This window comes from Bacillus sp. JJ1122 (assembly GCF_036964885.1).
Lineage (GTDB): Bacteria > Bacillota > Bacilli > Bacillales > Cytobacillaceae > Mesobacillus.
On the sequence record NZ_JBALQL010000039.1, the window covers coordinates 1 to 14,176 of the forward strand.

At 40.8% G+C, this 14,176-nt stretch carries 11 protein-coding genes and 1 pseudogene; 5 read left to right on the top strand and 7 right to left on the bottom strand.

The features are described 5' to 3' along the window. Together V7201_RS20080 and V7201_RS20085 are read left to right on the top strand one after the other, a co-directional pair. Positions 1-554, top strand: a pseudogene (locus V7201_RS20080) (hypothetical protein); the annotation flags it as partial. Positions 555-1,086: 532 nt separating this feature from the next. Beyond that, complete coding sequence (locus tag V7201_RS20085) at positions 1,087-2,796, top strand: glycosyltransferase family 4 protein (protein WP_335378547.1); 1,710 nt, start codon at positions 1,087-1,089, stop codon at positions 2,794-2,796. Positions 2,797-2,827: 31 nt separating this feature from the next. Here the strand turns inward: V7201_RS20085 and V7201_RS20090 are convergent, their stop codons facing one another. Then, a complete protein-coding gene (locus tag V7201_RS20090; protein ID WP_335378548.1) occupies positions 2,828-3,934 on the bottom strand; it encodes a glycosyltransferase in 1,107 nt (368 codons plus the stop codon). Positions 3,935-3,949: 15 nt separating this feature from the next. Further along, positions 3,950-4,840, bottom strand: a complete 891-nt coding sequence (locus V7201_RS20095) for a GT-D fold domain-containing protein (RefSeq protein WP_335378549.1) — start codon at positions 4,838-4,840, stop codon at positions 3,950-3,952. Between the two features lie 153 nt (positions 4,841-4,993). On the opposite strand from V7201_RS20095, the gene V7201_RS20100 reads away from it, so the two are divergent. Continuing rightward, complete coding sequence (locus V7201_RS20100) at positions 4,994-5,908, top strand: NAD-dependent epimerase/dehydratase family protein (protein WP_335378550.1); 915 nt, start codon at positions 4,994-4,996, stop codon at positions 5,906-5,908. A gap of 35 nt (positions 5,909-5,943) precedes the next feature. Here the strand turns inward: V7201_RS20100 and V7201_RS20105 are convergent, their stop codons facing one another. After that, positions 5,944-7,020, bottom strand: a complete 1,077-nt coding sequence (locus V7201_RS20105) for a glycosyltransferase (protein WP_438825086.1) — start codon at positions 7,018-7,020, stop codon at positions 5,944-5,946. 421 nt (positions 7,021-7,441) lie between these two features. Here V7201_RS20105 and V7201_RS20110 point away from each other — a divergent pair, with 421 nt between their 5' ends. Continuing rightward, positions 7,442-8,440, top strand: coding sequence for an ABC transporter substrate-binding protein (locus tag V7201_RS20110; protein ID WP_335378552.1), 999 nt, complete (start codon positions 7,442-7,444; stop codon positions 8,438-8,440). A gap of 74 nt (positions 8,441-8,514) precedes the next feature. Here the strand turns inward: V7201_RS20110 and V7201_RS20115 are convergent, their stop codons facing one another. The 4 genes from V7201_RS20115 to V7201_RS20130 are packed head-to-tail and all read right to left on the bottom strand — an operon-like array spanning position 8,515 to position 12,230. Then, on the bottom strand, positions 8,515-9,438 hold the full coding sequence (locus V7201_RS20115; protein WP_335378553.1) for a Ger(x)C family spore germination C-terminal domain-containing protein: 924 nt from the start codon (positions 9,436-9,438) through the stop codon (positions 8,515-8,517). Continuing rightward, positions 9,435-9,677, bottom strand: a complete 243-nt coding sequence (locus tag V7201_RS20120; protein WP_335378554.1) for a hypothetical protein — start codon at positions 9,675-9,677, stop codon at positions 9,435-9,437. Before V7201_RS20120 ends, V7201_RS20115 begins: the two co-directional genes overlap by 4 nt. Beyond that, on the bottom strand, positions 9,674-11,137 hold the full coding sequence (locus V7201_RS20125; protein ID WP_335378555.1) for a spore germination protein: 1,464 nt from the start codon (positions 11,135-11,137) through the stop codon (positions 9,674-9,676). The genes V7201_RS20120 and V7201_RS20125 overlap by 4 nt, the downstream gene beginning before the upstream one ends. Further along, complete coding sequence (locus V7201_RS20130; RefSeq protein ID WP_335378556.1) at positions 11,103-12,230, bottom strand: endospore germination permease; 1,128 nt, start codon at positions 12,228-12,230, stop codon at positions 11,103-11,105. Before V7201_RS20130 ends, V7201_RS20125 begins: the two co-directional genes overlap by 35 nt. A gap of 282 nt (positions 12,231-12,512) precedes the next feature. Here V7201_RS20130 and V7201_RS20135 point away from each other — a divergent pair, with 282 nt between their 5' ends. Then, entirely contained in the window at positions 12,513-13,955 is a 1,443-nt protein-coding gene (locus V7201_RS20135) for an esterase/lipase family protein (protein WP_335378557.1), read from the top strand. The last annotated feature ends 221 nt before the right edge of the window (positions 13,956-14,176 follow it).

Here is a 14,176-nt window from a genome sequence, read left to right on the forward strand (position 1 = left end):
CAGGACCGACGGGACCAACTGGGCCAACCGGACCACAAGGACCAACAGGTGAATGTGATTGTCCAGATATTGGATGTATTTGTACTGAACAAATAAGAAATCTTTTAGAGCAGATTGTAGAAATAAATAATGATGCTAACCCTAATAATGATATTTCTGTAAATATTAGGACTGAAAATGACGCTAGTACTGGAGCAGGATTCCCAGTTGAAATCATTGGTAATGGTGCAGTAAGACTTGAAGGTCCAGGAGGGCAACTTGTAGCTATAGTAAATATTTGCGAAATTGTTGCCATTACACTTCAACAGGGTACGTTTACAAGTCATGGATTAGAATTCTTAGATTTACCAGATCCGGAGCCTCCATTAAGTTGTGAAGAGGAATGTGAAGCTGCAATTAGAACAGCACTAAGTTCTATCCCAGCGGATGAAGGAATTAATATTAATGCCGGTGGAACTTCATTTACTGGTACGGTTGAGGGAGTATTTGTTGGTGCAGTTAATTTAGGTGATGATATAGCAATAGCAACATGTCATATCGGGTATATTAGTTAAAGTGTTTTATTCTAAATAGTAGCCCGTGAAAAGAAGAGTTTATTAAAAGTTTGCTAGTTAAACCTGCCTGTTGAGTTCGCTCCCGGCGCTTCGCTTTCCATGGGCGGCCGGGGGAGACTCCTCAGCGCTATGCGAGTTTGTGGGGTCTTGCCAGGTTTGTGCACCTGCTGGAGTCTCGCACCTTCGCTCTTATTAACATAGTTTCAAAACAACAATTAACATAGCCAAAAAGTAAAAGAGGAGAGATTAATCTTTCCTTTTTTTATTTTGTATAAATTTGAAAGAAAAAATTAAAAAGGTTATTAGGTTTGTATGTCGGAAAATTGGGGCAGTTTTACCCGTTTAATGATTTTGGGATCAGCTATTAATTGGAATAATCAGTGTAAAAAAATATGAATCCTAATCCTTAAATAAAGAAGGAATAAAAGAAACTTTTTATTAGTTAAACATAAATTACATTAAACTGCTTTCTTTAAATTCAAAATTACTTACCTTAAAAGGAATATTTTATGGTGATTTGAGGTGTTTGCTATTGTTCAAAGAACTCAGAACAAATGAATTCAACAAACGGTTAGCACGTCTTCCTTATGCTGAAAAGCAATGCTTAACTCATTCAACGAAAAACAAGAAAAAACAGCTCCATATTGTCTATGCCATGACCCATGTAGGCATATGTGGCGGTGTAAAGGTGATATTGGAGCATGCAAACAAGTTGCAGGAAGCTGGCTCTAAAGTAACACTTCTTTCACATTTTCAGAAGCCGAACTGGTTCCCGATCGAAGCAGACTATATTCAAGTCCCATTTGATCTAGAACTGGCCAAGGGAATTCCAGACTGCGATATTATTGTCGCTACTTACTGGGATCATATTCAAGCATGTATTGAAACTGGTATTGCACCTGTTGTTTATTTTGAACAGGGTGATTTTCATTTGTTTGACTATGAATCTATGAATAGGAAATTAAAGGATTTTATTCAAAAGCAATATGAAATTCCTCCTTTTATTTTCACCGTATCCCATCAGGCAGCGGAGATGATTACGAAGATATATGGGAGAGAGGCATCTGTTTATCCTAATGCTGTTAATGAACGTGTGTTTTGTGTTAATGGAGAAAAAGAATCCGGGGAAAGGCCATACTTATTAATGGTTGGTGGGGAAAGTGCGTCATTCAAAGGCATCCCTACAATCATTGAAGCGTATGAAAAAGTAAAAGAGGGATTAGATTTTGATTTAGATTTGTATTGGATTACACCTGAACAACCCTCTGAAAAAATGAAGAAGCTTGCGACAAAGGTATTTGTTAACCCGCCTCAGCAAAAGATTGGCAGCTTATATAGGGGGGCGGAATTGTATGTTTGCGGATCTTCATACGAGAATTTTCCTTTGCCGCCACTTGAAGCGATGGCCTGCGGATGCGCGGTTGTAACAACTAATAATCCTGGGTCCTTGGAGTATGCTGTACATGAGCAGAATGCACTCATTTGTAAAATGAAAGATCCTGTAGATATGGCCGAAAAAATTAAAGAAGTATTACTACATCCAAAAACAAAAAAGACATTAATATCGAACGGTTTGGCTACTGCAAATCAATATAACTGGAAAGCAATCATTCAAAATATCCTGGATTATTACAAAGACATTGCTGCTTACCAGATATCTACTAAGGCAAGATTGGAAGATTGGGATATCGTTATCAGTGAAGAAGATTGTGTCAATCAGGCAGATTATCTTAAACTTCGAAAATTCCTTCAGGCCACAAATGCTGATATTGTAAAAGTTCCTGTGCTTTACAAGGTTGAAGAGGTTCCCCAATTAGCAAAGTGGGAAATCATTGCTGTCAGGAAATACAGCGGCGAAGGAAATAGTGTGGATTGTTATTGTCCTGTTTACCCAAGGAATAAGCTGCAAATTTATAATGAAAAAGGGTATCAGGCATTCTTAATAAAACAATTCGAGCTGGCACTTGAAGAATTCACCACCTTATACAAGCAAGATCATACTATGAATAAGGTTGTGTGGGGGAAATGGATTGTGGTAACTCTGATCCGGCTTCAACGGAAGCAGGAAGCAAAGAAGAAGCTGAAGGAGCTTATGAAAGAATTCCCGTATAATACCGATTTTTATAAGCTGAATATCTTAGCAGGTGATCAAGAAAAACCAGACTCTTATTCGATTGATGTCATTCGATTATTAGGTGATGCGGCATCTTGTCCTGAGTTTTTTTATAATATCCAGCCATAAAAAGGAGACCCTCTAAATTATTTTTAGAGGGTCATTTATATCGATTTGCCCGAATATCAATGGCATGCAGTCCTTTTATGAGTCCTAAAGCTCTTAAATTGTGAATCGGTTCTTCATAATCCGGCTTGAACGTAAGTGCCTTTTTAAAGTGCAAAAAGGCTTCGTCATATTTTTTTAGATGAAGATAGGCCTCACCTAGGTAGTTTTCCACGTGGTGAGTTCTTTCTGTTATTTTACTAAACATATTGACGGCTCGTTGATAGTCTTTTTCCACAATGGCTTTCATTCCTTCAAAGAATTCCCGGTCACGCTTATTCCTGATCAGAGGGATGGCATCTCTGAATAAAAGAATTGCGTCATCTAACATCCATCTTCTCGACAGGGCAACCCCAGCTACTAGCTTAGCAATGAATAACGCATTTCCGTCAGGTGAATTCCAATCTATAGCTGGGATCCAATTTAAATCCTCATCCTTTAAATGTTTTCTCACATGCCTGGTTAATACTTCGGAGTCCTTATTGTTTGTTACATTTGTCTGATGTCTTCTGTAAAGGTATAAAGGTTCAGGAATATGATAAGATTTGCACTCTCTGGCGATTTGTAGAACCAAATCAGTATCCGACCCAACTTTCACGGTTTCATCATGTAAAAGACCATTTATGGCTTCTTTTTTAAAGATAATCGTTGGGTTATTAAAGGGAGTGCCTATATTCAGGAAGAACGTATACATAGATTCAGGGAAAATGTTGTTGGATTGCCAGTAGCCAAAAGGTTTGCCCTTCTCAGTCATTAATAGCATGTCGCAGTGAACAAATCCTATATCGTTTGATTCCAGGCCCTTCATCATTCTTTCAAATCTGTTAGGAAGGGATACATCATCAGAATCATGAATGGTGATATAGTCTCCTTTTGCAAGCCTCATTCCTGCATTTTTGGCGGCGGCAACTCCTTTGTTTTCTTGTTTATAATAATGAATCCGTTTATCGTCAAAGGATTGAATGACCTCATCGGTACTGTCAGTTGATCCATCGTTAATGATGATCAATTCAAAATCGGCAAACGTCTGATTTAGAATGCTTTCAATGGCTTCACCTACGAAACTTTCATTATTGTAAACGGCAAGAACTACACTAATCATGTCATTCCCTACTTTTTAATTTTGTCTGATTCTTTTCGATCCATTTATATACCAATCAAGTAAATGGCCGAAATCAATCGCTACTTTTCCTTGTTTCGCAAGAGCAACGCAGATGAGGTTTGCAGGGATTCCTGCGGACACAAAGGCAGCATCGAAGTCAAATTGATTTACTTCCTCAAGTACCCTTGGCACTTCATAGATGTTAGGTACCGGAACAGAGCCTACGATTGATTTATAGCCAAGCTTTTTAAGGTATTCCATGCCATCCTTAGCACGATTTCCAATCAACAAGATCCGATATTTCGACAACAAGTCGTGATAAATGGTGGATTCCTCATTCATGAGGTAGTTTATGCGCGAATCCGTAAGGTTCATTTTGTGTAATGGCAGCTGAAGGGTTTTAGCGAGAGAATTGAATAGTCGCTGATAGGTTGGATATCTGGCCTTCGGAATTCCGATGAAGTCTGCTTCTAATAAATTTTGGGTTAATTCATTTCTTTTTACATGATCCGGTACTTTAAAGCCTCCGAGAGCATATTTCAATTTTACGCTTTTGTTGATTGTGTCTGCAGGAACGAGCAGATCATGTGCTAATGCTAATATTTCTCCGTCTCCTAGACGAATAACACTTAATCCTCTTTTTGCTTTCATCGCTTGCCAAATTTCCTGCTTCACCTCATGAGGTGTTTTTAGTTGAATGATGCTGTCTGAATATCTTTTCATGCCCTCTTCAATAATGTCTTCGATATTAAACGGGAGATATTGACTGGCCTTTAGTTTTTCCTGTATAAGACCTTCTCCGCCTTTATAAATAGATTCCGATACTAATGATGCTGTATCCCATTGCCCAGGGTACCCAAGTTTATATATATTTTCCCATTGCTCCTTTGAAATCGAGTAACTCAAGAAAGGGTCTCCTCTCTTATGAACTTTTTCCATTCTCCATCATTATATTTATGTGCCAAATAAATGGTTCACCGATTTGCCCAAACAAGGGAAGGGAAGGAAACATAAGGTAAAAGGAAGACACTAAATTCACGAAACAAAGGGAGAAATAGAATGAAGGTATTAGTGACAGGGGGAGCTGGATTTATCGGTTCAAATATCGTGGATGGGCTGGTTCAAAACGGATACAAAACGTATGTCGTTGATAATTTATCATCAGGCAAACGTGATTTTTTGCATCCAGAGGCAGAATTTCACTCCATTAATATTTTGGAAGACGACTTCATCTTATTTTTTGAAAAAGTTAGACCGGATGCAGTCATTCATCTCGCAGCCCAAATAAACGTACAAAAGTCTATTGAGAAGTCTGCCCATGACGCAGAGATTAATATATTAGGCACCCTGAAGGTATTGGAACTATGTAAAGTATATAATTCGAAGCTGATTTATTCCTCGTCTGCGGCAGTCTATGGGAATCCTGCGTTTTTGCCTGTGAACGAACGTCATCCTATTAAACCGCTATCAAACTATGGTATTTCTAAATATACTCCTGAAATGTACATCTCACTATATTCCCAGCAATACGATTTAGACTACACCATTCTTCGGTATGCCAATGTCTTTGGAATCAGGCAGGAAGCGGAAGGAGAAGGTGGTGTAGTTTCTGTTTTTATAAAAAAAATGCTTAAAAACGAACCGCCTGTTATATATGGAAATGGGGAACAAACAAGGGATTTTATTTACGTGGAAGACATCGTTTCCGCAAACCTGGCTGCATTAAGAAAGGAGTACCGAGGAGTATTGAACATTAGCTGTAATGAAGAAATAACCATAAATACCCTAGTTGATGAAATCAACAATCTGTTAAATAAAAAATTATCACCTATTCACAAAAAATACAGGCCGGGTGACATCCTTAATAGCTGCCTCGATAATGAGTTAGCACTTAAACAGTTACACTGGAAACCTGTATTTACACTTAGAGAGGGCTTAAGGAAGACGATAGAATACTATAAGAGTCAACCGTAAGAATAAAAAAGGAAAGAAGTAAAGGTGGAGAGCCCTTACTTCTTTCCTTTTTTAGTTTCCATGTAGTCATTAAAAAACTTCTCATTGAACAAAACCTGCTTGTCATTTGGCCGGTATTTCTTGGCCAAATTATTGTGCTCAATTGATTTTTCGATATTTCCTAATTCCCAATGGCATACGCATAGCTGCAGCTGGGGATACCAGGTGGAATAGGCTTCGTTCTGGAATCCGGCTGTATCTTTTTTCATGTTTGACGCCGTCATATACCAGAATACGGCTGTCTGATAGTCTTTTTTAGCTTTGAAGAGATCTCCCAGGCGGCAGCATGGTTCGGGCCTTGGTGCATCATAAGTCAGGCTTTTTAAAAGTGCTTCCATTTCTTCGTCCTTTTCACCGAGCTTTGCATGGCAATCAGCCAAATAAAGGCAAGCCCTTATGTTGTCCTCCACCCATCCTTTTTTGCCGCCAAGGAACTCGTGATAGTAAATGATCGCTTTTTCATATCCCTTATGGTCACGAAGTTCATTGGCATAATAGTATAAGTCTCTCGGGGAAAAATCCTCGCCTTTTTTGATACGGTTCTCATAAATTCTTAAATTCCTGTCAGATGAAGTGTCGGTGGAGTTTTTTTCATCCTTCTTATGCTCCACAGAGATATCTGAGGAGATGATCTTGCCGCTGACATCGAGATATTCGTGAACAGGACCGACCCATTTAAAATTCCTGCTCCGTTTCACCAGGCGATTTCTTCTGTAATGGAAGGAAGGATTCCCATATTCATCTCTGGCAATCACATAAACCATCGAGACACCATCCACATTTACATCCAGGGATTCTTTAAGCTTTTTGAACTTTTGCTGGTCAGCTGGCAGGAAAACATCATCCGCATCGAGCCAAAGAATATAATCCATGGTGGCATTGCTGAACGCAAAATTGCGGGCGGCGGAAAAATCATCAATCCACTTAAAGTCCAGGACTTTATCTGTAAACTGTTTGGCGATTTCTTTTGTTCGGTCCGTTGAGCCTGTATCTACAATCACGATTTCATCGCAGATGTTCTGGACACTTTGAAGACAGTTGCCCAAAACTTCCTCTTCGTTTTTCACAATCATGCAAAGACTGATGGTAGGCACTGAGATACCTCCTATAAAAGATTTCTCACCATCTTATGTAATAGGACAAAAATGTGAAACTTCCAAATGAAAGGCAGTTGTTTATTCTTCATTACTGGATGGTTGTTTGACTTTATTTGTTATACCCAGTCCCATCTTTTTGTCATGTGGATAGAATAGGAAGGATAATAGACTATCTTGACAGGAAGGGGCTATTGAGATCAACGGGTACATTGACGATGAATTTGTTTCTTCATATTTGCAGGGGTGTTGCAAAAAAGGGGAGACTTTTTAATTTTCATAACAAAGAATTTAGTACCTGATGCTAATTCTTTTGTTGCTCATTCTTATACAGCATGTTATTATCAGAATATTATAAAAAGTAAAATGAAAATATCGGACAAGCTTAGGGGGATGAAGGATGAAAAAGAGTTTGGCTGTTTTAATGAGTGGGGCAATGCTGCTGCTTGCTGCATGCGGAGGCGGTGGAAGCGATCAAGCAAGCGGGGAGAACAAGGAGAAAACGGTTAAGATCGGAATCACGCAGATTGTCGAGCATCCGTCCCTTGATGCTGCAAGAGAGGGGTTCATTGAAGCACTAAAGGACGCGGGCTATGAAGAAGGCAAGAACCTGAAGCTTGATTACCAGAATGCGCAGGGTGACATGAACAACAATATGTCTATTGCACAGAAGCTTGTTTCGGACAAGAATGACCTTATTTTAGCGATCGCGACGCCAAGTGCTCAGGCGGCTGTCCAGGCGACGAAGGATATTCCGATTTTGTTCACGGCGATTACGGATCCTGTCGGAGCTGAGCTTGTCCAAAGTCTTGATAAGCCGGGCGGCAATGCGACAGGAACATCCGATACTCACCCGGATGCGATAAAGAATACGATTGAAGCGATTAAAAAATTTATTCCTGATGCCAAAAAAGTGGGCATTATTTATAACAATGGTGAACCAAACTCTGTTGTGAATGTTAAACATGCGAAGGAAGCATTGGAAGCAGCAGGGCTTGAAGCTGTGGAAACGACGATTTCCACCAGCTCTGAAGTGAAGCAGGCTGCTGAGTCGATGGTTGGCCGTGTGGATGTATTGTACATTCCAAAAGACAACACAGTTGTTGCCGCGCTTGAGTCCGTCATTGCCGTAGCGAATGACAAAGATATCCCAACATTTGTTGGGGAGGGCGATTCGGTGAAACGCGGAACGTTTGCATCGTACGGCTTCGATTATCATGATCTTGGCTACACAACTGGAAAAATGGCCGTGGAAATCCTGAAAGGCAAAAAGCCTAGCGACATGCCTGTCGGCTTCCCGGAAAACCTTGAACTGATTGTCAACAAGAAAGCGGCTGAGGAGGAAGGCATCGTCTTAACGGACGACATGCTGAAGGACGCTAAGGTTGTTGGGGAGTAAGGCTGTTAATTAGGGAATTGAACCATTTGTCCTCTAACATTGGCCATTCATCATAAATGGCCAATGTTAGAGGATTATTTATAAGTCCCGCTCCCGTCCGGATTATATTTATAGCTATTGAAATGAAAAATTTGCACGTTAACCTTTACGTCTTTTAAAGAGCTCTCGTCTAAGTAAAAGTCGGCATGGGTTACTAACTCCTGATATTTTTGGGGATGTTCCCGGAACCAGCGTTTACCGACATTGAGGACATCCGCCTTGTTCTCAATACCTGTCGTATAAATAGCTTTCATTTTTGTTTTTACATCTTCTTCAATTAATTTGGTTAATCGCTCTAAAGGAAGATCCTTTATTTTTTCCAGTAAATCCGCGCGTACAGAAAGCTCAATCGTCACCTTTGGAGTATCGGTGCCATCTGCATATCTTATCTTCATTTTCGGAGCGGCGAATTTCACTACTGCTGCCAGTTCTCCTTCATCATCTACTTTTTGGATTAACGAGACATTCTTTCCTGACAGCCAGTTTATGTAAAGAGAGTCTTCGAAAGAAAAGGATTTAATAAATTTTTGCTGCTGAAAGATGGCAAATCCGTCAAAGTACAAAACGGGATAATTCTTATCCGCCTGCCAGGTATCAGTGTCGATTTTCACAGTAGGCAGTTTGGCGGTTCCCATTGGTTCATTATACTCTCTTAAGAAGTTCATTAAATTGATAGGCTTCAGTTCATCCTGAAACAATTCGGAATCACTTCTCTTAAAAATAACGGTGTACACGGCAGGGTAGTTAAACAGTCCCTTAATATTAAAAACTTCCTCAATGTTTTCATCAGTTGTCAACACCCTGAGAGTAGTGCGAAGTGAACGATTTCTTCCAACTTCCTTAATGACATCATTGAAACGGTGAGTCACGATGCTTTTGCTTAGTACCAGTGTGATGACATGACCAAAGAACAAGGGAGGCTCCGATTTACTATAAAGCTTGCTGACGGCCAAATTCAACGTTTCTCCATCGCCGAAGCAATGAAAATTGGGAGAGGCTCAGCTGGTCTTCCACCTTCTTGTTTTGCTACATTTGCGAAATTTAAGCCTTGAATGTAGGCGGTATATTGTTTGGTTTCCTGGTCATAATCCATACCAATTGCCACGATATAGGTAAGGTCTTGGATATTCTTGATATTGGAACAGCCTGTAAGGAACAGGCAGCCAGCAAGTACAACAGTGAAAATCTTTACTTTCATGAAGAATTCCCACCCCTTGTTGGATCATCTGGACTCGTTGTCGCTGACCGTGTCTTGTAATGTTGTATGGGTGCCTTCAGGAAGGACTTGATGAAGGCACTAAGACTGATAGGAGCAAGCGACCCCAGGTAAGGAGACCCGAAGGATGATAAAGTTGAAAAGTAAAACACAGCTAAAATAAAGCCGATAATGACACCAAAGAGTCCTAAAAAGGTACTTAAAACAATAATTGCGAATCTTAATATGGTAATAGCTGTGCTTAATGACTGATTCACCAAGGTAAAAGACGATATATACGTAATCGCAGCAACAACTAACATAGTCGGCGAAGTCAAACCAGCGCGTATGGCAGCGTCCCCAACGATCAGGCCACCCAGCACTGCTACGGTCTGTCCGATGGCCCTGGGCAGACGAACGCCAGCTTCATTGAATAACTCAAACAAAAACAGGATAATGAACATTTCGATAGGGGCAGATAAGGGCAGCCCAAAGCGTGAAACAGAAATGGTCGCTACAAGCATATAAGGAATCTGTTCAATGTTAAAAGCGGAAAAAGCAATCCACATCCCTGGCAAAAAGGTAGAGATGATTAGCCCCATCATTCTGATCATTCTTTCCAGTGATACATAAGAATAGCTGATGTGGCTGTCCTCGGGTGATTTGGTCTGCAATAACAAATTAATCGGGGCAAAAGAGACAGTCGGATTGCCATCGACAATCAGGACGAACCGTCCCTGGTTAATGGCCTCGGCAATAAAGTCAGGTCTTCCTGTATAATCCATCGTAGGGAAAAAAGAGTATGGCCTATCCCGAACAGAGGATTCAAGCTGGTAAATACTCGTTAAGATATCCAGCTTCACATTCTTCAATCTTCTTCGGATTTCCTCAAGAACTGTCTGGTCAATGACATCATCCATATACATCATGGCGACTTTTGTCCTGCTTCTTTCGCCAATGGTATATTTCTCTAAACATAAGGAAGGGGTGTTGAGTCTTCTCCTGATTAAAGAAATATTGGTTTTGATGTCCTCAACAAATCCATCCTTAGGACCTCTAATCGAAGTTTCAAGTGCTGATTCTTCAGGCTGTCTTTTCGGAAAATCTGCTGCATTAATACTCAAAATGAATCGATCGAACAGAAAGAAGATATTCCCTTCAAAAAGTAAAGCAGTTAGAGCATCTAAATCCATCGTGGTTACATCTTTGGCCTGGAAGTAGGATTTCAGCTTGTCCTTAACCGATAATAGATCATCACGGATGCCTAGTTTAGGCAGGATAAATTGATCCAGGTAATGGTTATTGATCAAGCTTTCAAAATACACCATTTCAAACCTTTCCTGATCTGTTTTGTGCTCCTTTGATAAAAAGTCATGGCTGTTTTTAAAGCAGTCTTTCAGCTTTTCAGCTTTCTCTTTTAAAGTGTCATTATGTAGTGGATTCAATTTTGTTGTTCTTGCCATGTTGTTCATCCCTTTTCTTTAATACGAGTAGAAATAAGGCTGATAGCAGGATATGAATAAGGAAAAACACCATGCTAGCTGGTAAAAAGTACAGGAATACATATTTGTAGAAAAAATAAGTTTCTATTTTCATCGTCATAACACCAAATAAAATAATAAAGAGGATAGCCACAAGCTTTGGCTTTAATCGGTAGTGCTGCAATTTCTGAGTAAGCAAGGTGCCAATCAGGTACATGAACAACCCAATCCTAATTAACCCCCCACTAAGCCATTGATACAATGCAAAAAAATCCAAATGGGAGATATATTCTCCGATGCTTAAAATACGCCATTGCTCATAGGCGGGATACTGGAATTTAGCGGATTCAACTGGACCGAATTCCATGATTGCTGCAGTGAGTGGGCCTAATATCAAACCTGTAAGGATCGTCTGTAAAATAAACAGTTGTTTAAATGTTATTCTTTCCTGTGAAAATGGCTGCAGCAGGATGACAACATAAATCTCAAGCAGGCCGGATAGGGCGTAAATGATTCCTTTAACGATTGGTGCATACCCTTGAGACATAACAGGAAGCAATAAACTGGGATCTTTCAGATCTGTGTTGGTAATTGAAATGAATATTCCAAACAGCATCACAAGCGGCAATAACAAGCCGCTTGCAATGGACATATGTTTGATCCCGGCAAGCGTGATGATAAAACAGGCAATAGTCAATATGCAATTGATCATTAAAACTGAAGTATCAGCAAGAAAATAAGCTTCCAGCCAAAGCATTAAATCCCTGTATGTTATATAGGCGCTGCTGAATAAAAAAAGGATGAGCGGGGTGGACATTATAACTGATAGAGTCTTGCCAAAGCGCTGTCTGATCATGATGAAGAAACCATCATCATGGCTGTTTTTCACAATATAAAAAATCAGCCAAAGAAAGAAGATGGATATGGGATAAGCAAGAATCACGCTTACCCAGCTGTCCCTTCCCGCTGCTGTAAGAAGATTTGGGATCAGGATGACATGATTCAGCAGGCCAGTCGAAAGAATCAGCAGCAAAAATAACTGTCTGGGTACTAAAATTTTTGTAAGGTTTCTCATTCAATCACCAAATTTTCTAAAGATAAAAGGTATTATAACCAGAAAATGAAAAACTATTTTTACAGGATGAGGCTTGGACGATACCTATGCATGAAACTATAAAAATCTGTAGCAGCGGGGAAAGTTAGCATCTTGAGAATCAAGGATATTTCCCAATCTAAATCAGCCTATTTTCCCTTCTTATTTTTTCAAGAGTTAAATATCTTGAAATGATGGCTGTTTCTAGAAGAGACAGGCGGATGAAAAAGGAGGGGACTGGGATTGCGAAGGAGTAGGAGGATCATGTCTTTCATTCTAGTTTTATTGTTGATGGTGCCGGCTGCTGCCAGGGCTGGTGATTTGGGCGGGGGTTCCTCGGGTGTGCCGGGCACGTGGTATGTCGGGGCTGATCCGAGTTGGGTTGACCCGGCAAAGTCACCGATTGTCTTTGTTCACGGTTATAATAACTCGGCGTCTGTATGGTGGGAAGGCAATGATATGTATGAAACAGTACTTGCAAATGGGTATCAGACCGCATTCATCGATCTTTATTCTGATCGGGATATGTGGGAAAATGGCGCGCTGCTCGCACAAAAGCTGAAGGTGATCTATGATTATTTTGGCCAGAAGAAGCTTGTTGTGGTTGGCTACAGCAAGGGCGGCGTTGATGCACAAACAGCACTTGTCCATTACGGTGCCTACCCTTATGTTTCGAATGTCATTACACTTTCTTCGCCGCATCATGGCACACAGCTATCCGACCTTGCCCACAGCAGTACTGCCTGGTGGCTCGCGGCCTTGCTCGGAAACAATAATGACGCAACCCGTTCCCTCCAGACTGGGAATATGAAATATTTCCGCAGCATCACGGATCCTCATGCCAATGCCAAGATGAACCGGTACTACACATTGGGTGGAACGAAATGGGGCTCGTTTGGCAGTGCAACGTATTGGGGCGGACTGTATTTAAGCAGCTATGGTTCCAATGATGGAGTTGTCACCATCACCAGTTCCCGTGTACCAGGCGGCACGATTGTCCGTGAAGGTGCCTGGAACCATACGATGATCCGTGAAGGTTCTTATACTTTTTCAGAATTCAAACCTTACACAATGGCTGCCCAGCCGGCCCTCACTGCCGCCAATACAAGTTTGGAAAGTTTCTCGAGCGAGCCTGATACGAACCAGATTGTCAGAGGCGGAAAGGGAGATAAGGCGATCAAAGATAGCTTCGTAATTGAGGACGGAGCTGAAGGTTTCAAACTTGCCTTCCTAAGTGACCAGCGTTTGCCTTCGCTCAATCTGAAAGGGCCGGACGGAAAAGAGTATAATGTTGCGGCGGTGGAGCAGGAAACGAGTGAGTTTTTTAAAGGTGCCTGGGTTTACCGGTTTGAAATCGATCAGCCGGCTGCAGGGAAATGGACTGTATCAGGGCCAGCCGCATCCTATTTGTATACTGTCAGAATCCAAAGCCCATTGGGAGCAGAATTAGTGAAGGGCCCGAAAAATAAAAGCGTAAAAGCGAACTATAAAACAAACTGGATACAATACCATATAGACGGCAAGAAAAAATTGAAGGAAGCAGGGAAAGGATCCAAAGCTGGAATCGTTGCGGATGGAGATTTTACCGAAGCAGGAGTTTACAACCTGACGACGGAAGTGACCGGCATGAATGCAAAAGGAAAACCATTTGAGAGGACGATCATTGAATCTATTTATGTAGATGAATATGGGAAGGTCCATCGATAATGAGGGAAACGGCTGCATGATTGGGTGCAGCTGCTTTTTTGAGGTTAGTATTTTAATTGCAGATTATGAGAACAATTATGCCGGGAAAAATCTCGATGAGTGGTTGTCGTGGGGGGATGAGAACAACTCAACCCGGAAAAATCTCTTTGAGTTGTCTTCGTGAGAGTTATGAGAACAACTCAAAGAGGAAAAAAGGGTGAAGAGTTGTTCTGAGAGGGGGT